Raw genomic sequence first — 18,635 nt, forward strand, 5'->3', positions numbered from 1 at the left:
ACTTATCAATTTACAAGATAAAAGTTATAAATTTTGGCTTGAATTTTGATTTGTTAAGTGTGGAATTAATTTAATACTAAATGAATAAAGAAAAAAAGTACCAAAAACTAGCATTAAGTTTATTGTTTGACGCTATTGGGTATGTATCTTATTTGATACCTGGGCTTGGAGAGTTGTCTGATATTGTTTGGGCACCAGCATCTGCGTATATAATGACAAAAATGTATAAAGGAAATAAAGGTAAAGTAGCAGGAGCTATTGCTTTTATTGAAGAAGCAATGCCGGGGTTAGATGTTGTACCAACATTTACTCTTATGTGGTTATATACTTATGTGTTTTCTTCAAAAGAGTCAAAAACTACAATTGAAGTTTAGTCTTTTAAATTGTATAAAAAAATAAAGAGCTTCCAATTTTGGAAGCTCTTTTTGTATTCTATAGCTATAAACTATTTTTGATAATCTTTTTAGTAAACGATTTTTGACCGTCGTTTACTTCAAGAATATAAATTCCGTTATTTAAGCTTGAAATGTTAAGATTGTTATGAGTAACTTTTCCTGTTAAAACTTGTTGACCTGTTAAGGTTGTAATTTTAAAAGTAGCATTTCTGTCATCTGCTAATTTAATTTTTACGAAATCAACACTAGGGTTTGGTAAAACACTAGCATCAAAGATAGAAGCTTCATTTCCTAACTTTCCATCAATAGTAATATTGTTGTATCCAATACCTTTTGAGCTACCACCTATGTTAACAGTGTAATCTTCAACTTCACCATAAGAAAATGTTTCACAAGGTGAAGGAGCTGCATTCCATTTCATTGATACACGCATTCTTGTAGCACCTGCTAAAGCAGAGGTAGGTACAGAAAAATTATATGATAAATTACCAGAGCTAGATGAAGAGCCACTAACAACTTCTTCAGAAGACTCAAAAGTTCCGTTTTGGTTAAAATCAATCCAAACTTTCCAATATTCAGTGTAAGAAGAGCTAGAAAAACCTGCGCTTACTACTATAGTATTGCTTCCGTAAGGTAAATTACCAGTTAAAGAAGTAAAGTCTGCATATCCATTATTAGCACTAGTAGTATTTGAAATACCTCCAATAGCAACATTGTCAATCCATTCATAATTTACGTTATTTCCTTTAGTGCTACAGTAAGAAACTGTGTTTGCTAAAGTTGTTACATTTACCGTATTACTAGCTGAAGAAATATTATTAGCAGCATCTTTTGCTTTTACGGAAAATGCATAGCTTGTTGAAGCTGTTAACCCACTAACAGAATAGCTTGTAGCAGTGACAGTTGTTATTTTTGTGCTTCCTTGATACACTTCATATCCTGTAACACCAGTATCATCTGTTGATGCCGTCCAACTTAAATTAACAGAAGTTTGTGTTATGCTAGAAGCAGCAACGTTAGTAGGAGTTGATGGAGCAGTAGTATCTGGAGTAGTAGATCCGCCATTAATGTTGTGGTTTCCCAGGCCGCTAAATGTATCTTTAGCTAAGATATCCCATTCAGAAGTTGTATAAGAACTGTTAGGAGATGTAACAGAAGATTTTCTTTGCATTGTTTTGTCTTGCGCAAATGTAGAAGAGCTATTAGGATCTCCAATTAAGTCGATAAGGGTACTTCCTTTAAATAAACCAACAGCGTCGTTTCCGTTAAAAGAAATTACACCTGTGTCTGTTCTGTCAGCTTTGTTAAGTATTGTGCTAGAGGCACTGCTATTAGCAATTACATAAACATTTCCATTTGTTAATTGGCCACTTAAAGTTAAAGTATTAGTCCACCCGCCACCATTAGCAGCTTTTTTTAACGAATATCCAGATAAGTTTACAGTAGCTCCAGTAAAATTAGCAATTTCAATAGCTTTATTATTTGAAGAACCTTCTACATATTCAGAAATTAATAAATCTGTTGCTGTTCCACTTCCTCCACCTGAACTAGCGTTAGTTGTTACAGAAACTGAATTACTAGAAGTAGATTCATTACCTGCTGCATCTTTGGCTTTTACAGAAAAAGTATAATTAGTAGCTGCTGTTAAGTTTGTAACAGTATAGGAAGTTGAAGAGGTTGTGGTTATTTTAGTAGCTCCATTATATATATCATATCCTGAAACACCAATATTATCTGTAGAAGCAGACCAAGTTAAATCAACTGTAGTTTCAGTAATGTTAGAAGCAGATAAGTTAGTAGGAACAGTAGGAGCTTCGGTGTCAGAACCACTACCACCTCCAAATAAATCTTCAGCTTGAGGGCCTCCCCAAATTTCAGTAGCAAAAGCAGGATTGTCAATAAATGGATTACGATTTCCTTGAATTCCTTCTAAAATAGGATTACGTTGTTTTTCAAAGTCAGATACAGGATCATCTACATTCCATTGAATAAACAAAGCAAGCATGTTAGAGTCTGAAGCCATAGTAGCTCCTGTACCAACACCAGTAGGTAAACATTGGTTGCCATAACGTAAATACATATACATCATCATACGGGCAACATCACCTTTCCATTCATCACCAGGGTACCAACCACCAGAAACATCACCAGCATTACCAGAGCCATCTGCAAATTTTTTGCTGCTTCTTTGAGAGTTGAAAGAAATATCAGCAGCTCTTAAATGATGCGCATCTGCACCAGGACCAGAAGTTCCTAAATTAGGATTTCCTAATGATTTAGCATATACGTGTTCTCTGTTCCATTGTGTACCAGCTGTACCACCGTTAGCATCCTTGTCTCTAGTTCTGTCGGTAACATAATTACCGTCAGTGTCACTATATCCGTAAATTAATAAAACTTTACTAGGATCGTTAGGATCTAAATCGGTTTGTTTTAAAGCATTCCACACACCAGGAGTATAAGATAAGTTAGTGGTATGTGTATTAATAATTTTTGTAGCCAGTTCATTTTTTAGAGCAGAACCTGATAAATTCAAGTTTACGTCGTTATAATATGAAGGGGCTTGAGAAAAAATTGATAGAGATACTATCAAAAAAAAGAAGAGTAGTTTATGTTTCATAATATTTTTCTTGAAATGTTAAAATTTTGTTAACTCGTTACAAATCAATAAAAAATATAATTTCCCAATGTTACCAAAAGGTTAATAATCAATCGTATATCTTTTGTAGATAACTAGTTTATAGTTTTTCCTTTATTTTGCGTAAATTTGCACGCTAAAATTAGAGATTGATTATGAAGATATCATACAATTGGTTACAACAATTTTTACAGACAGACTGGGAGGCAGATAAAACAGGTGAGTTATTAACTGATTTAGGTCTTGAAGTTGAAGGAATAGAAACTGTAGAGAGTATTAAAGGAAGCCTTAAAGGAGTTGTCGTAGGTGAAGTTAAAACTTGTGAAAAGCATTCAAATGCAGATAAGTTAAAAGTTACCACTGTAGATTTAGGAGATGGTAACCCTGTGCAAATTGTATGTGGCGCACCAAATGTTGCAGCGGGTCAAAAAGTACCTGTAGCTACTGTTGGTACTATGTTGTATGATGAAAAAGGAGAAGGCTTTAAAATCAAAAAAGGAAAGATTAGAGGAGAAGAGAGTCACGGAATGATTTGTGCTGAAGATGAATTAGGTTTAGGACAAAGTCATGACGGAATTATGGTTTTAGATGAAAGCTTAGTACCAGGTACTCCTTGTTCAGAAGTTTTTAATATAGAAACGGACCACGTTTTTGAAATAGGTTTAACACCAAACCGTGCGGATGCAATGAGCCATTACGGTGTTGCACGTGATTTAAGAGCTGGATTAATTCAGCAAGGAACTAATATTGAATTAATATCTCCATCAGTATCAGACTTTCATGTTGATGAGCGTACTCACAAAATCGATATCGAAATAGAAGATAAAGATTTAGCTCCTCGTTATTGTGGTATTACAATAACTGATGTAGAAGTAAAAGAATCACCAGAGTGGATTCAAAATAGGTTAAAAGCAATAGGGTTAACACCTAAAAATAATATCGTAGATATTACAAATTATGTATTACACGAATTAGGACAGCCATTACATGCTTTTGATGCTTCTAAAATTAGAGGAGGTAAAGTAGTAGTAAAAACTTTAGAGGAAGGAACAAAATTTACTACTCTAGATGATGTAGAAAGAGAGTTGTCTTCTGAAGATATTATGATTTGTGATGCAGATGATAATCCATTATGTATAGGAGGTGTGTTTGGAGGAGCAAAATCAGGAGTAACAGAACATACAACTTCTATTTTCTTAGAAAGTGCTTACTTTAATCCAGTATCGGTTAGAAAAACAGCAAAACGTCACGGATTAAATACGGATGCTTCTTTCCGTTTCGAAAGAGGAATTGATATTAATACTACAAAGTATGCTTTAAAGCGTGCTGCTTTATTAATTGAAGAATATGCAGGAGGAAAAATGTCTTCTGATATTTTAGATTTTTACCCAGTAAAGGTGGAAGATTTTGAGGTATTCTTATCGTTTGATAATGCATATAAATTAATAGGTCAAGAAATACCGAAAGAAACTATAAAAAAGATTTTAGCTTCACTAGATATTAAAATAAATAGTGTTACTGAGGCAGGTTTAGGGTTAGTGGTACCTTCTTATAGAGTAGATGTACAACGTGAGTCGGATATTATAGAAGAGATTTTACGTGTTTATGGGTATAATAACATAGAGTTTTCTCATAAACTAAACACATCAATTTCTTTTGATAGTGATAAAAACGTTAAGATTGAAAACATTGTAGCTGACCAATTAACGTCGATAGGTTTTAATGAAACTATGGCTAATTCGTTAACGAAAGCTGATTATATTGAGTTATCTGATAACTTAAACGCTGACTTTAATGTTGAAATGCTTAATCCGTTGAGTAACGATTTAAAAGTAATGCGTCAATCGTTACTATTTAGTGGTTTAGAGTCAGTTGCTTACAATATTAATAGAAAGAATAATTCATTAAAGTTTTATGAGTTCGGAAAAACGTATCATAAATACGAAAGTGGATACCAAGAAGACAAGCATTTAACATTGTTTGTTACAGGAAATAGAACACAAGATAGCTGGAAAGTTGCTTCACAAGCATCAGACTTCTTCTATGTTAAAGGAGTTGTAACAGCTTTATTAAGTCGTTTAGGAATTGATAAATTAAAGACTACTCCAACAAAATCAGATGTGTTTTCTGAAGGAATTACGTTAAGCTTAGGGAAAACTAAATTAGTAGAGTTAGGAGTTGTTAAAAGAACAATTTTAAAAGAATTTTCAATTAAACAAGAAGTATTATTCGCTGATTTTAACTGGCAAAATATTTTAGGTTTAGTTGGTAAGAAAAAAATAAAAGTAGCTGATTTACCTAAATTTCCAGCTGTAAAGCGTGATTTAGCCTTGTTATTGGATAATAAAGTTGAATTCAAAGAGATTTATAACTTAGCATTTCAGTCAGAAAGAAAGCTTTTAAAAGAAGTGGATTTGTTTGATGTATACGAAGGAGATAAATTACCAGAAGGTAAAAAATCTTATGCTGTAAGTTTTGTTTTACAAGATGAAAACAAAACATTGGCAGATAAACAAATAGATAAAATAATGCAGAAACTACAGCAAACATTCGAAAAGAGTTTAGATGCTGTATTACGATAATTCAGAAGCTCCATTTATGGAGCTTTTTTTATATTTAATAAATAAGACAAACTAAAATAAACTGATGTACAAATTACTTATTCGTCCAATTTTTTTTCTTTTTGATCCTGAAAAAATTCATCATTTTACATTTTCATTGGTAAAGTTTTTATCAAAAATACCAGGAGTGCCTTCTATTTTTAGAGGAATGTATCAAATAAAAGATAAAAAATTAGAACGTAACTTATTTGGGCTAACTTTTAAAAATCCTGTAGGATTGGCAGCAGGGTTTGACAAAAATGCAGTGTTGTACAATGAGTTGGCTAATTTTGGATTTGGTTTTGTTGAAATAGGTACCGTAACACCAAAAGGTCAAGTAGGAAACCCAAAAAAACGTTTATTCCGTTTAAAAGATGATAAGGGAATTATTAATCGAATGGGTTTTAATAATGAAGGTTTAGAAGCAGCAATTGAACAATTAAAAAAGAATAAAGGAAAAATAATTATTGGAGGAAATATTGGTAAGAATACGAATACAGCTCCTGAAAATTATACACAAGACTATGTAGCGTGTTTTAAAGGATTACATCCGTATGTAGATTATTTTGTGCTTAATGTAAGTTGTCCAAATGTATCTAGTCATGCAAAACTTGAAGATGCTGATTACTTAAAGGAACTAATTACTGAAGTTCAAAAGTTAAACAACACTGAAGCGCAACAAAAACCAATTCTATTAAAGATTGCGCCAGACTTAAATAATCAACAGTTAGATGAAATTATTGAATTAGTTGCTGAAACAAAGATTGATGGAGTAATAGCGTCGAATACTTCAGTAAATAGAGATAATTTAAAAGCTTCTAAAGAGCGTTTACAAGAAATAGGTAATGGAGGAGTAAGCGGACAACCAGTTAAAGATAGAAGTACGAGGGTGATTAAGTATTTAGCAGATAATTCTAATAAAGCATTTCCTATCATTGGAGTAGGAGGTATCCATTCTGAAAAAGATGCTTTAGAAAAGCTTAAAGCAGGTGCAGACTTAGTACAAATTTATACAGGCTTTATTTATGAAGGACCAAGCTTGGTAAAAAGAATCAATAAAGCTATTTTAGCTGAAAGTTAATTTATGCTAGAAACTCTCATTTCTTTTGTATTTGCTACGGCTACTTTAGCTATTTCGCCAGGACCTGATAATATTTTTGTGTTGACACAAAGTATCGTCAATGGAAAAAAATATGGGTTAGCCACGGTTGCTGGTTTAATGACGGGATGTATTATTCATACAACTTTGGTTGCTTTTGGAGTTTCAGAAATCATAAAACAAAATCCCAATTTATTTTTTATTATTAAGTTATTTGGAGCAGGATATTTACTGTACTTAGCTTTTCAAGTGTATAAAAGTGATGCTAATATTGCTTTTTCAACAGAAAATGTACAGAAAAAATCAACACTACAATTATTCAAAACAGGTTTTTGGATGAATGTGCTAAACCCCAAGGTTACAATTTTCTTTTTGGCGTTTTTCCCACAGTTTTTGTTTTCTGACACCTTGTCAAACGTTATTCAGTTTTATGTATTAGGAGGTCTGTTTATACTAACGTCATTTTTTATATTTTCTTCAATAGCTATTTTAGCAGGAAAAATTTCCGATTACATCAAACAGCACAATAAAGTAGGAATATACTTAAAGTGGGCTCAGATTGTAGTGTTTGTAGGTATTGCTCTGTTGATTTTATTATAGTTAAAGCTTTTTTGTAAAAAATAGGATAAATACTAGTTGTTATTACTCCTGTATAGGTATTTATAATGTATCTTTAACTAATTTTAAATCAGGTATTTACTAATAAAACACGATGAAGCTATATGTAAAGTATATGGTAAGTTTAAGGTGCAAACTAATGGTTAAACAAGAGTTGCAAAAACTTGGACTTCATTATACCAATATTGAGCTTGGTTTGGTTGAAACTCAAGAAAAACTTACTGAAAAACAAAAAGAACAGTTAAAATCTAATTTAGCAGTTTCTGGCTTGGAGTTATTAGATGATAAAAAAAGTATTCTCATTGATAAGATAAAGAACACAATTATTAATATGATACACTATTCAGAGGAAGTACCTAAGGTTAATTACTCTGATTTTATTAGTGAAAAATTAGGATATGATTATACGTATTTATCCAATTTGTTTTCAGAGGTTAAGGGGATTACAATTCAGCATTTTATTATAAAACATAAAATAGAAAAAGCCAAGGAACTTATACTTTATGATGAGTTAAATCTTACTGAGATTTCTTACAGATTGCACTATAGTAGTGTGGCTCATTTATCTAATCAGTTTAAAAAAATAACAGGACATTCACCTTCTTATTTTAAAAAAACAGGAAAAAAGAGAAGTAAAAATCTTGAAAATCTGTGATTTATGTAATATAATACTTTGATTATGTAATAGAATTAGTGTTATTTAGAACAATCTTTGTATAAATGTAATTCAGCATTATTTTAAATTATGTAATCATGGAAACCGAAAACAAAGGAGAGCAGAAAAAAACAAATGAGTTTTTTAAATTTAGTGGAGATTGGGGTAAACAGTCTAAAGCATTAAAGGTTAAGTATCCTAAATTAACAGAAGAGGATGTGAAATTTGAATCAGGAAAAGAAGTAGATTTATTTAAAAGACTAGAAACTAAACTACATAAGGATCGTGGTGAGGTAATAGGTATTTTAAAGGCTAACTACCAAGCTACTCTTTAAAACTAGTTTTTATAATGATCATTAATAAAAGAATCGTTTTAGCTCAAAACGATTTTTTTTATATAAAAATCTGTGATATATGTAATTTAAAGTAGGTTTTATGTAATAAATAATAGACCATTTCAATGTAACTTATAGTTCAATTTTAACCTTTATATTACATGAAAAATGATGAATTTAAGAAGTTGATAAGTTATAATATAAAAGATAAGTTACATTATGTTTCAAACACCATAGTAATTGAACATATATCATACGCTGAAACAAACGATATTATAGTACTAGCTTTGGATTATGGTAAAATATATAAGCCAGAGCCAACTCCTTTTTCAACATTTATTCAAGTTATAGAAGGATCAGCAGAAGTATTGGTAGATGAAGTATTTACTAACTTGCAAAATGGAGACTCTATGATTATACCAGGAAATACAGCAAGCACAATTGAAGCTCATCAAAGGTTTAAAATGCTCTCTATTATTTTAAAAAAATAACAAATGATTTTTTATCATGTCTTTTAACACCAGCCTTTTCTAATTAATAATTGTTCAATATGTGCATAATGATGGTTACAATGCCAAGCATAAATACCAATGTTTTCTTTTAAACTTACTTCTTCATTTCCATCTGGATGGATAAACGACTTGTTTAAGTCATCCTGAGTTAACCCTTTAATGAAGTAAACCCATTTGGCATGTAATGCCTTTAGAATATCTAACGAAAGTTGAATAGGAGCAGTTTTAGAATCAAATAATTCAGCCCAACGATCTTCAAAATAAGCCTTTATAACTGGTTTATCTTCAGTAAGAGCCCATTTAAAGCGAGTATAAGAATTATGATGACTATCAGCACAGTGATGTATCACTTGCCTAATTGTCCAACCTTCTTCTCTGTACGGAGTATCTAATTGTTCTTCGGATAAATCAGAAACTAACTTGTTTAGTCTTTTTGGGAAGTCTTCTATGGTTTCAATCCATTTAGCAATATTTTTAGAAGAAATATTGTTTGGTATCTCAGGTTTACCAATAGGGTATTTTAGCTTTTCCATTATTCTTCATTTTTTGAAGTTAGTTTTTCTAAATTTCGTTTAGAACTACTATTTTCAGGATTGATAGCTAGTGCTTTTTTATAGTATTCAATAGCTTTTATAGTATCTTTCATTTTAGCGTAAGCATCAGCAGTACTATCGTAGGTATTAGAACTATTAGGATACAATTCAATGTTGATTTTAAAAACATTAATTGCGTTTTCAAATTCATCTTTTCTAAGATATTGATATCCCAATCTGTTTAAGTTTCTCTCTCTAATTACAGGATTTAAGCTATCTTTTTCTTTAATAGCTTTATAACCTTTTAAAGCAGCTTCAAAGTTACCTTCTGTTAAATATTCACTAGGTGTTCTTTCCCCTTTTTTTAGCTTCTTGAAAACATATTTTTCACCATTGTGTTCTCTTTTTTCAGCTAATTCTATTTTGTTTTCAGATGTATTAAAAATTAGTTTCTCATTCAATTCTCTAACATAAAAAGAAGAATCGTTTACTTTTAAAGGCTCTAAATCTTGATTACGCCATTTTATAAGCAATTTATTATCTTCATTAAAAGTAACTTCTATAATTTCATCAGCATTAAAATAATAACGTCCAGCTGCTTTTTCTGTAAACTCAGGAGAGTTTGTTTTAGAAGAACAACTAGCAAATAATAGTATAAGTGAAAGAATTAAAAATTTAAATTTCATTTTTCTGGTTAGTTTTTGTTGAAATAAGATATTAATAAGACGATTCAAAATAAAATAAGTTACAAATTAAGTTATTTATAGCTTTTGTTGGCATAAGAATTGAAATATAGATAGTATGATAGATATTAGAGTGTTTATATTCTTTTGTTTATCAGTGGTTTATGATTTTAAAAAAGTGGTTTTATTTTAAGTAAAAAATTAAAAGTGCCACTATGACAGAATAAATAAGATATGAGCAAATCAAAAATATTACATTTAGACAATTTGTCGCTTCAAGATGTTTTTAATGAAGATTCTGAGTTAATCCCATTACTAACACCAGAAGATGAAGAGTTAATAAATAGAGAAAGTATTCCAGAAGAGTTACCAATTCTTCCATTACGTAATACAGTTTTATTTCCAGGAGTTGTAATACCAATTACAGCAGGTAGAGATAAGTCTATTCAGTTAATTAAAGACGCTAACAAGGGAGATAAAGTTGTAGGAGTGGTAGCGCAAAAAGATAGTGAAGTAGAAGATCCAGGAATAGATGATATTTATCAAACAGGTGTGGTTGCACAAATATTACGTGTGTTAAAAATGCCTGATGGTAATACAACTGTGATAATTCAAGGTAAAAAGCGTTTTGAAATTGAAGAAATTACGCAAGAAGAACCTTATTTAAAAGCAAAGGTAAAAGAAGCTGTTGATGAACGAGAAATTGACGATCAAAAAGAGTTTGATGCAATTATCGATTCTATTAAAGACTTGGCATTAGAGGTTATTAAAGAAAACCCTATGTTACCTTCAGAAGCATCGTTTGCAATTAAAAACATTCAGTCAAGTTCATTTTTGGTGAATTTTATTTCATCAAATATGGAGTTAAGCGTATCGCAAAAACAAGTATTGTTAGAGAAAGACAATTTAAAAGAGCGTGCGCTACTAACGTTAAAGAACTTAGATAAAGAGCTTCAAAAATTACAATTACGTAATGATATTCAATCTAAAACACGTTCTGATTTAGATAAGCAACAACGTGAATATTACTTAAACCAACAGTTAAAAACCATTCAAGATGAGTTAGGTGGTGTTTCTCATGAACAAGAGCTAGATGAAATGCGTGCTAAAGCAAAGTCAAAGAAATGGAATAAAGAGGTTGGAGAAACTTTTGAAAAAGAGTTAAACCGTTTAAGACGTATGAATCCTCAAATGGCCGAATATGGTGTTCAACGTAACTATTTAGAGTTAATGTTGGAGTTACCATGGGGAGAGTATTCAAAAGATAAATTTGATTTAAAAAGAGCTGAAAAAATCTTAGATAGAGATCATTTCGGATTAGAGAAAGTAAAAGAACGTATTATAGAACATTTGGCTGTTCTTAAGTTACGAGGCGATATGAAATCGCCTATTATCTGTTTATATGGACCTCCAGGAGTTGGTAAAACATCGCTTGGTAAATCGGTTGCTGAAGCACTAGGGCGTAAGTACGTACGTATGTCTTTAGGTGGTTTACGTGATGAAGCTGAAATTCGTGGACACCGTAAAACTTATATAGGAGCGATGCCAGGTCGTTTAATTCAAAATATTAAAAAGGCCGGGACTTCAAACCCAGTGTTTGTATTAGATGAAATTGATAAGTTAAGTCAAAGTCATCAAGGAGATCCTTCTTCTGCTATGTTAGAAGTTTTAGATCCAGAGCAAAATACATCGTTTTATGATAATTATTTAGAAGTAGGGTACGACCTTTCTAAGGTATTATTTATTGCTACAGCTAATAACATTAATCAAATTCCGTGGGCATTGAGAGATCGTATGGAAATTATTAATGTTACAGGTTATACTATTGAAGAAAAAGTAGAAATAGCAAAAAAATACTTATTTCCTAAACAGTTAAAAGAGCACGGATTATCTAAAGAGCATTTAACGGTAGGTAAAAAGCAAATAGAGAAAATAGTAGAAGGATATACAAGAGAATCTGGAGTTCGTGGTTTAGAGAAACAAGTAGCAAAAGTAGTTCGCTTCGCTGCAAAGTCTATAGCAATGGAGGAGGAGTACAATGTTGTTTTAACGAATGAAGATATAGAAACTATTTTAGGACCTGCACGTTTAGAACGTGATAAATATGAAAGTAATGATGTAGCAGGAGTAGTTACCGGATTGGCTTGGACAAGTGTTGGAGGAGATATTTTATTTATTGAATCTATTCTTTCTAAAGGAAAAGGTAACCTTTCAATTACGGGTAACTTAGGTACGGTAATGAAAGAATCTTCAACAATTGCAATGAAGTATATTAAATCTAATGCGGAGGAGTTTGGAATAAACCCTGAAGTATTAGATAAGTATGATGTACACATTCACGTACCAGAAGGGGCAACTCCAAAAGATGGACCAAGTGCTGGTATTACTATGCTAACTTCTTTAGTATCTTTGTTTACGCAACGTAAAGTGAAAAATAAATTAGCTATGACAGGTGAAATAACGTTACGTGGAAAAGTACTTCCAGTTGGAGGTATTAAAGAAAAAATATTGGCTGCAAAACGAGCAAACATCAAAGAAATTATTTTGTGTGCTGATAATAAAAAAGATATAGAAGAGATAAAAGAAAGTTACTTAAAAGGATTAACATTCCATTATGTAACCGATATGAGTGAGGTAATTGATATTGCACTTACCAAACAAAAAGTAAAGAATGCTAAGAAACTTGTATAGTTTATAAAAAAAGCCACTTATTAAGATATAAGTGGCTTTTTAATTTTAACAAGTTACTTGATTATCTAGTAGCTATTTCATCACCTGGTTGAAAATAAGGTTGACACCAACAAGATACCATAGGAGGTGTACCTATACATGTATATACTGTATGATCAGGACATTGTAGTATTCCCCCATTAATTTCTCTTTGTTCTGATTTATTCAAAACGTTTCCTAATTTTGAAATTGAGTTTAACATAATTAATTAGTTTTAGTTATTAATTTTTTAATGATCAAAGTCTTTTGGAAGTTCTACAACAATTTCTGGTTGGCACCAGCATCGTCCAAACTTACAAACTAGTATTTCATTTACTCCGCATGGTATTTGGCCTCCATTGATTTCTTTTTGTTCTGTTTTGTTTAAAACGTTTCCTAAGTTTACAATTGATTTTAACATGATTGATTAGTTTTAGTTATTTGTTTTTAATGATCAAAATCTTCAAAAGGTTTTTCAGTATATTCTGGCTCACACTAGCATCTTATCCAGTCACATTTTAAATAAGTTCCTCTAGGACATACAATTTGACCTCCATTAACTTCTCTTTGTTCTGATTTATTCAAAACGTTTCCTAAGCTTGAAATTGATTTTAACATGGTTAATTAATTTTAATTTTCCTTACTCTAAGTATATGCTTTTCAGGTTCCGCATTTAAGAATTATGTATCACAAATATTAGGAGATTAGCAAAGGAAAAGAAGCATATTAAGTGACTATTTAAGAAAAAAGCAGGTACTATTTAAAAAAAATAGCACTATAAAAAAGTGTTTAAGTGCTTGTTTATGAGTTATTTGTTGTTGTGTTTTGGAGTGATGTATGTGTAAGTGAAAAAGAACTGATAAAAAAATTAACTTTACCTAAACAGAAAAATTAAAACTTATGAAATGCTTATCTATTGAGTCGTTAATGAAGTATGAATTAACATCAGAAGAAAAATTTAAAATATTTGCAGGAGACCCAATTGCAAAACCAAACACAGAAGTATTTGGTGGACCTGATACAGATGGAGAAGAAGATTGTTTACCTCCACCTCCTGGAGAGGATAGTAAAGATAAATGCTATGAGTACAAAGTTTTTAGTATTTACAAATAATTATAACATTATAACTCTTTATTAATTTTTTCTATAAATTGATAAGGAGTTATACCTATATGTTTTTTAAAAATTCGAGTAAAGGACTTAGAGTTCTTGTATCCAGCTATTTCTCCAATAGCTTGAGTTGTATAAGATCTCACTTTCTTGTCATTACTTAATACTCCAATAATATAATTAATTCGTAACTCATTTGTATAATCATTAAAACTCATCTTTTTATAATCCTTAATGATTTTTGATAGGTAGGTAGTATTAGTGCCTATTTTTTTTGCCGCATTATACAGGTTAAACTCTTCTTTTAAAAAGTATTTTTTCTCCTCTATTTTTAATAAACCATTAATAATTTGTTGATGTTGTTCATCTTTTATTTTTACGGTATTAGGTGATGAAAAAGATTTTTCATTTAAGTCTTCTTTTTTTGAGATTTTAGCTAATAATTCATCTAGTTTTTCATTAGCTTTTCTTTTTTCTTTAGAGTTTTTAACAACTAGGAAACTAATAATTAATAGGGTGAGGATTAGTATTATAAAAATTGTTCTATAATAAAAACTTTTGTTAGCAATGTATTCTTTTAATTCTTTTAACTCTTTTATTTTTTTATCAAGATCTATCTTGTAAGCTCCATTGATTTGCTGTTTTTTTCTTGAAGTAAGTTTATCATAATCAATAATAAAAGTGTTTAAATGATATTTAGCAGAGTCTATTTTATTTTGCTTAGAGTGAATTTTAGAAAGATAATAATGAGTGTGTAAATAATTGTAATCTAGAATTGTGTCTTTTTTTATTTTTAAAACCTTTAGAAAGTTCTCTTTTGCTTTGTTTAGATTATTAGACATGTAATAATTATAGGCATTATTATAATAACCTTTATACAAGTATGACTGTGATTTACTTTTTTCAAATAACTCTAGGCTTTTTTCAAGGAAAGAACTGGCTTTAGAGTATTCTTCTTTTAAGGTATAAACAGTTCCCTTGCCATAATAAACTTTGCCAGTGTAATAGCTATTAAGATTAAACTCTTTTGTTTTTAGTATGGAATTATAGTAATGTAATGAAGAGTCTGCATATTGTTGTTTCTTTTTATCATTTTTATATAAGGTAGCATAAATAGCGGCAACATTAAACATTCTTTTATACTTACTACTATAGTACTTATTAGAAAGAGCTTCTTTATTTATTTCTATAAGTTCAAGAGTTTCTTTTGCTTTATTAAGAGCTTTGTCTAACTCTCCCATATCTTGATAAATGAGCGCTATATTACCTTTAATTTTAATAGTTCGCTCAATATCTTTAGCTAAAAAAGCGTAGTTTTCAGCTGCTATATAATTTTGTAAAGCAGATTTAATTAACTTTTTTCTTTTATCAGAATTACCTAATAATATATGGATATCGAATAGTAAGGGAAAATTTTTATTGGTTTTGGCTATCTTGGGTAGATACTTATTTATACTATCTTTAAAAGGAATGTTTATAGGCTGTTTTTCTCTTACTTTTAAATATTCTGTAGCAGCATATCCAAAAGTCTTGTAAGCAACATTATTACTTTGTAAAAGTTTGTTCATGTAATATAGAGAGCTATCAACACCAATTTCTCTATTCAAGTAGAACTTTTTTTTAAAATCTTTTAAATCACTCTCGCTATACTTCTTTGTTGTTTGAGAGAAAGAAACAAAACAAGTAAAAAATACTAAGAAGAGAAACGAAATTTGTTTTAACATGATTTATTGGAGGAGTTAAAGAATTAATAGGAACTGCAAAATAAAAAATATTTAAATATTTTGAGCTATTAATCAGCAGCTTGTTTTGTTCTTTTTTAATGGTTTATAGAGTGTTATTAGTCTATATACAGATTACTTTAGTAAATAATGTCCAGATAAAAGAAAAGAACTTAGACGATAATTAAAAAGATAAAATACTTTTTATAGGTAAAAAACGTTGTTGTTTTAGTTATATTTAAAAACTTAAAAACAATATCAAATTTAAACCCTTGAATTTTATGAAAAAACTACTTTTATTAACAGGTCTTTTATTCTCTGTAGCTTCGTATTCTCAAATTGAATTTATTGAAACTACTAAAACAGAAATAGTAGGAAAGATAGAGTATGTTTATTTAGAGAAAATAGGAAATGAAGCTTATAACTTTTATTATAAGAATATTAACGATCCTATTCACGAGTATGTTCATTTTTCTTTTAAAAACTTAGATAATGATGTGGAAAAACTACATCAAATAATCGTAAAAGGTTTTGAAGAAAACCCAAGAGATCCTTATAAAATTAAAGCAAACGGGGATGTAATTTGGTTAAAATATACAAAGGTTGACGGAGTTGTTATGTTGCAAATTCAACAATATGTAAGCAGAGATCCAGATATTATGACAGTTTCTAAATTACTTACTTATGAAGAAGTAAATAAGTTATTTAGTAAATAATAATTAAGATGATAAGTTAAAAAAAGCAGCCTTTAAGGCTGCTTTTTTTATGACTAGGTTTTTGTAACCTTATTAATTTTTTGCTTTGTTTTTAAAAGCATCAAATTTGTTTGTTGTTTGTTTAGGCCAGCTGTTGTTTGAAGTATCAATATCAGCAGTTTCTAAATCTGGATCTACAACAATACTTTTAATTTCTTGTGATGAAGTAAATACTCTGAATACTTTACGTTCATCTTTCTTCCATATTTGAGCAGGGAAGGTTTCACGTTTTTTAGTACCATCAGCATATGTTAACTCCACAATAATAGGCATTACTAAACCTCCTGGTTTTTCAAACTCTACCTGATACATGTAGTTAGGAATCTCTTTTAAGCTAGCTTTTTTATCAGAAGGTAACCCTTTGATGTATGCTTCTACCTCAGATTTATCAGCATCTTTTTTATCAGTTGTTAAGTATATTAATTTACCTAATTGAGCAAAGTAAGAAGGGTATTGCTGTTGTATTTTCTTAGTTTCTTCATTTGGTTTATTAGTTAAATATAAAGGCTTAACCTCTTTAATTCCAATATCAGTATAATCAGTTGTATAGAACCAACCTCTCCAGAACCAATCTAAGTCCATACCAGAAGCATCTTCCATTGTTCTAAAGAAATCAGCAGGAGTAGGGTGCTTAAACATCCATCTTTTAGAGTATGTTCTAAAAGCATAGTCAAATAATTCAGGTCCCATAATTGTTTGACGTAACATATATAAACCTGCTGCTGGTTTAGTATAAGCATTAGGTCCAAAATTATGCACATAATCACCTTGAGACATAATTGGGCTTAACTTATTCTGATCTAAACTCATGTAACGAACAATATCTTTAGGTAAATTACCAGTATTAAAGTTAGGATCGTAATCTAATTCAGCTAAAATTTCTACAAAAGAGTTTAACCCTTCATCCATCCAAGTCCACTGACGCTCATCAGAATTTACAATCATAGGGAAGAAGTTATGACCAACCTCATGAGTAATTACTCCAATCATTCCGTTTTTAACTCTATCAGAATATGTTCCATCAGGATTTGGACGTCCGTAGTTAAAACAAATCATTGGATATTCCATTCCTTGACGTTTTGCGTGTACAGAAATAGCTTTAGAATATGGGTAATCAAAAGTCATTTTAGAGTACTCTTCTAAAGTATTAGCAACAACACGAGTTGAATGCTCTTCCCATAAAGGATTTCCTTCTTTTGGATATAATGAAATAGCCATCACATCTTTTCCGTTGATGTTTACTGCCATTGCATCCCAAATATATTTTCTTGACGAAGCAAAAGCAAAGTCACGAACTTTGTTTGCTCTAAAATGCCAAGTTTTAGTTTTTGTAGTTCCTTCTTTCTCGTTTGCTTCAGCTTCAGCCTGCGTTACAATAAATACAGGGTTTTTATACGATTTTCTAGCTTTTTCAAAACGCTTGCGTTGTTCTTTTGTTAAGACTTCTTTTTCGTTTTGTAATTCACCAGTAGCCTCTAAAATATGATCAGCAGGAACTGTAATTTTTACATCGTAATCACCAAATTCTAAAGCCCATTCACTACGACCCCAGAACTGCATGTTTTGCCATCCTTCAACATTATTATAAACACATAACCTTGGGAAAAACTGAGCAATGGTGTAGTTTTTATTTCCGTCAGGGAAAGATTCAAAACCAGAACGACCACCGTCTTCAACAGAATTGTTGATTAAGTAGTTCCATTTAATTCTAAACTTAAAAACTTCACCTGGTGCCAATGGTTTAGGTAAGTTTATACGCATCATAGTACGATTAATAGTATGAGGTAAGTCTCTACCATCAGCATACTTTACTGCTTCAATATTAAAACCGAAAGCTTTTGGCTTGTCCATGTTTTCACTCACAAATTTATCAGGAGTTTGAAAACCATTAGCTCCTTTAGATTCTGCCAAAGGCGATTTAGAATCTGGAGCTCTCATATTTTGATCTAACTGTAACCATAAATACTCTAAATGGTCTTTAGAGTTATTGTGGTAGGTAATATCTTCATCTCCGTATAACCTGTCTGTAGCTTCATCTAAACGTAAGCTCATTACATAGTCCACTTTTTGTTGCGTGTATGCATGACCTGGCGCTCCTGATGCTGTACGTTGATCGTTAGGAGTTGCTAAAACATCTTTTAATTGTCGAAATTTGTTTTGGTCGGTATGACCTTGCTGGCGTTCTTTTTTAGGAGCTTCTTGGGCAAATAAGGAAGCGGATACAAAGAGTGCCGAGAATAATAGCGTAGAATATTTTCTCATTATATGCTTA

General features: G+C 30.7%; 17 protein-coding genes. 10 read left to right on the plus strand and 7 right to left on the minus strand.

The window, feature by feature from the left end; genetic code table 11:
* Window positions 1-80 precede the first annotated feature (80 nt).
* Window positions 81-374: a hypothetical protein gene (locus VBY68_RS02205; RefSeq protein WP_047789548.1), complete on the plus strand. Its 294-nt coding sequence runs from the start codon at window positions 81-83 to the stop codon at window positions 372-374.
* A gap of 64 nt (window positions 375-438) precedes the next feature.
* Here VBY68_RS02205 and VBY68_RS02210 read toward each other — a convergent pair whose 3' ends face one another.
* The gene (locus VBY68_RS02210) at window positions 439-3,015 is read right to left on the minus strand and encodes an endonuclease (protein ID WP_415268738.1); all 2,577 of its coding nucleotides are present in this window, start codon (window positions 3,013-3,015) and stop codon (window positions 439-441) included.
* 173 nt (window positions 3,016-3,188) lie between these two features.
* Between VBY68_RS02210 and pheT the strand changes: the two genes are divergently transcribed.
* From pheT to VBY68_RS02240, 6 genes are all read left to right on the plus strand, one after another.
* Window positions 3,189-5,615 (plus strand): phenylalanine--tRNA ligase subunit beta, encoded by a 2,427-nt coding sequence (gene pheT, locus VBY68_RS02215; protein ID WP_415268739.1) that lies wholly within the window; start codon window positions 3,189-3,191, stop codon window positions 5,613-5,615.
* Window positions 5,616-5,679: 64 nt separating this feature from the next.
* Window positions 5,680-6,714: a quinone-dependent dihydroorotate dehydrogenase gene (locus tag VBY68_RS02220; protein ID WP_415268740.1), complete on the plus strand. Its 1,035-nt coding sequence runs from the start codon at window positions 5,680-5,682 to the stop codon at window positions 6,712-6,714.
* A 3-nt stretch (window positions 6,715-6,717) separates the two neighbouring features.
* Window positions 6,718-7,332 carry a LysE family translocator gene (locus tag VBY68_RS02225; protein WP_121146723.1) on the plus strand — a complete coding sequence of 205 codons (615 nt, stop codon included), beginning with the start codon at window positions 6,718-6,720 and terminating at the stop codon, window positions 7,330-7,332.
* 112 nt (window positions 7,333-7,444) lie between these two features.
* On the plus strand, window positions 7,445-8,005 hold the full coding sequence (locus VBY68_RS02230) for a helix-turn-helix domain-containing protein (RefSeq protein WP_099214534.1): 561 nt from the start codon (window positions 7,445-7,447) through the stop codon (window positions 8,003-8,005).
* Window positions 8,006-8,103: 98 nt separating this feature from the next.
* A complete protein-coding gene (locus tag VBY68_RS02235; RefSeq protein WP_415268741.1) occupies window positions 8,104-8,340 on the plus strand; it encodes a hypothetical protein in 237 nt (78 codons plus the stop codon).
* Window positions 8,341-8,501: 161 nt separating this feature from the next.
* A complete protein-coding gene (locus VBY68_RS02240; RefSeq protein ID WP_099214532.1) occupies window positions 8,502-8,831 on the plus strand; it encodes a cupin domain-containing protein in 330 nt (109 codons plus the stop codon).
* A 23-nt stretch (window positions 8,832-8,854) separates the two neighbouring features.
* Here the strand turns inward: VBY68_RS02240 and VBY68_RS02245 are convergent, their stop codons facing one another.
* Both VBY68_RS02245 and VBY68_RS02250 read right to left on the minus strand, forming a co-directional pair.
* Window positions 8,855-9,385 carry a YfiT family bacillithiol transferase gene (locus VBY68_RS02245; RefSeq protein WP_415268742.1) on the minus strand — a complete coding sequence of 177 codons (531 nt, stop codon included), beginning with the start codon at window positions 9,383-9,385 and terminating at the stop codon, window positions 8,855-8,857.
* Entirely contained in the window at window positions 9,385-10,071 is a 687-nt protein-coding gene (locus tag VBY68_RS02250; RefSeq protein ID WP_415268743.1) for a tetratricopeptide repeat protein, read from the minus strand. The genes VBY68_RS02245 and VBY68_RS02250 overlap by 1 nt, the downstream gene beginning before the upstream one ends.
* A 231-nt stretch (window positions 10,072-10,302) precedes the next feature.
* Here VBY68_RS02250 and lon point away from each other — a divergent pair, with 231 nt between their 5' ends.
* Entirely contained in the window at window positions 10,303-12,759 is a 2,457-nt protein-coding gene (gene lon, locus VBY68_RS02255; RefSeq protein ID WP_121146726.1) for an endopeptidase La, read from the plus strand.
* A gap of 61 nt (window positions 12,760-12,820) precedes the next feature.
* On the opposite strand, the gene VBY68_RS02260 is transcribed toward lon, so the two are convergent.
* A complete protein-coding gene (locus VBY68_RS02260) occupies window positions 12,821-13,000 on the minus strand; it encodes a hypothetical protein (RefSeq protein ID WP_121146727.1) in 180 nt (59 codons plus the stop codon).
* 27 nt (window positions 13,001-13,027) lie between these two features.
* Window positions 13,028-13,198 carry a hypothetical protein gene (locus VBY68_RS02265; protein WP_415268744.1) on the minus strand — a complete coding sequence of 57 codons (171 nt, stop codon included), beginning with the start codon at window positions 13,196-13,198 and terminating at the stop codon, window positions 13,028-13,030.
* A 479-nt stretch (window positions 13,199-13,677) separates the two neighbouring features.
* Between VBY68_RS02265 and VBY68_RS02270 the strand changes: the two genes are divergently transcribed.
* A complete protein-coding gene (locus VBY68_RS02270) occupies window positions 13,678-13,890 on the plus strand; it encodes a hypothetical protein (protein ID WP_099214527.1) in 213 nt (70 codons plus the stop codon).
* An 8-nt stretch (window positions 13,891-13,898) separates the two neighbouring features.
* On the opposite strand, the gene VBY68_RS02275 is transcribed toward VBY68_RS02270, so the two are convergent.
* Window positions 13,899-15,494 (minus strand): helix-turn-helix domain-containing protein, encoded by a 1,596-nt coding sequence (locus VBY68_RS02275; RefSeq protein ID WP_164723414.1) that lies wholly within the window; start codon window positions 15,492-15,494, stop codon window positions 13,899-13,901.
* A 395-nt stretch (window positions 15,495-15,889) separates the two neighbouring features.
* On the opposite strand from VBY68_RS02275, the gene VBY68_RS02280 reads away from it, so the two are divergent.
* Window positions 15,890-16,324 (plus strand): hypothetical protein, encoded by a 435-nt coding sequence (locus VBY68_RS02280; RefSeq protein ID WP_099214525.1) that lies wholly within the window; start codon window positions 15,890-15,892, stop codon window positions 16,322-16,324.
* 72 nt (window positions 16,325-16,396) lie between these two features.
* On the opposite strand, the gene VBY68_RS02285 is transcribed toward VBY68_RS02280, so the two are convergent.
* Entirely contained in the window at window positions 16,397-18,625 is a 2,229-nt protein-coding gene (locus VBY68_RS02285; RefSeq protein WP_415268745.1) for a M1 family metallopeptidase, read from the minus strand.
* Window positions 18,626-18,635: the final 10 nt, after the last annotated feature.

Source organism: Tenacibaculum ascidiaceicola, assembly GCF_047470925.1.
Classification (GTDB): Bacteria; Bacteroidota; Bacteroidia; order Flavobacteriales; family Flavobacteriaceae; genus Polaribacter; species Polaribacter discolor.

Excerpts from the sequence above, each read along its gene's own strand:
- VBY68_RS02280 (WP_099214525.1), top strand. The coding sequence starts at position 15,890 with ATGAAAAAACTACTTTTATTAACAGGTCTTTTATTCTCTGTAGCTTCG.
- lon (WP_121146726.1), top strand. The coding sequence starts at position 10,303 with ATGAGCAAATCAAAAATATTACATTTAGACAATTTGTCGCTTCAAGAT.
- VBY68_RS02205 (WP_047789548.1), top strand. The coding sequence starts at position 81 with ATGAATAAAGAAAAAAAGTACCAAAAACTAGCATTAAGTTTATTGTTT.
- VBY68_RS02240 (WP_099214532.1), top strand. The coding sequence starts at position 8,502 with ATGAAAAATGATGAATTTAAGAAGTTGATAAGTTATAATATAAAAGAT.
- VBY68_RS02235 (WP_415268741.1), top strand. The coding sequence starts at position 8,104 with ATGGAAACCGAAAACAAAGGAGAGCAGAAAAAAACAAATGAGTTTTTT.
- VBY68_RS02220 (WP_415268740.1), top strand. The coding sequence starts at position 5,680 with ATGTACAAATTACTTATTCGTCCAATTTTTTTTCTTTTTGATCCTGAA.
- VBY68_RS02285 (WP_415268745.1), bottom strand. The coding sequence starts at position 18,625 with ATGAGAAAATATTCTACGCTATTATTCTCGGCACTCTTTGTATCCGCT.
- VBY68_RS02230 (WP_099214534.1), top strand. The coding sequence starts at position 7,445 with ATGAAGCTATATGTAAAGTATATGGTAAGTTTAAGGTGCAAACTAATG.
- VBY68_RS02265 (WP_415268744.1), bottom strand. The coding sequence starts at position 13,198 with ATGTTAAAATCAATTGTAAACTTAGGAAACGTTTTAAACAAAACAGAA.
- VBY68_RS02270 (WP_099214527.1), top strand. The coding sequence starts at position 13,678 with ATGAAATGCTTATCTATTGAGTCGTTAATGAAGTATGAATTAACATCA.
- VBY68_RS02260 (WP_121146727.1), bottom strand. The coding sequence starts at position 13,000 with ATGTTAAACTCAATTTCAAAATTAGGAAACGTTTTGAATAAATCAGAA.
- VBY68_RS02245 (WP_415268742.1), bottom strand. The coding sequence starts at position 9,385 with ATGGAAAAGCTAAAATACCCTATTGGTAAACCTGAGATACCAAACAAT.
- pheT (WP_415268739.1), top strand. The coding sequence starts at position 3,189 with ATGAAGATATCATACAATTGGTTACAACAATTTTTACAGACAGACTGG.
- VBY68_RS02250 (WP_415268743.1), bottom strand. The coding sequence starts at position 10,071 with ATGAAATTTAAATTTTTAATTCTTTCACTTATACTATTATTTGCTAGT.
- VBY68_RS02225 (WP_121146723.1), top strand. The coding sequence starts at position 6,718 with ATGCTAGAAACTCTCATTTCTTTTGTATTTGCTACGGCTACTTTAGCT.
- VBY68_RS02210 (WP_415268738.1), bottom strand. The coding sequence starts at position 3,015 with ATGAAACATAAACTACTCTTCTTTTTTTTGATAGTATCTCTATCAATT.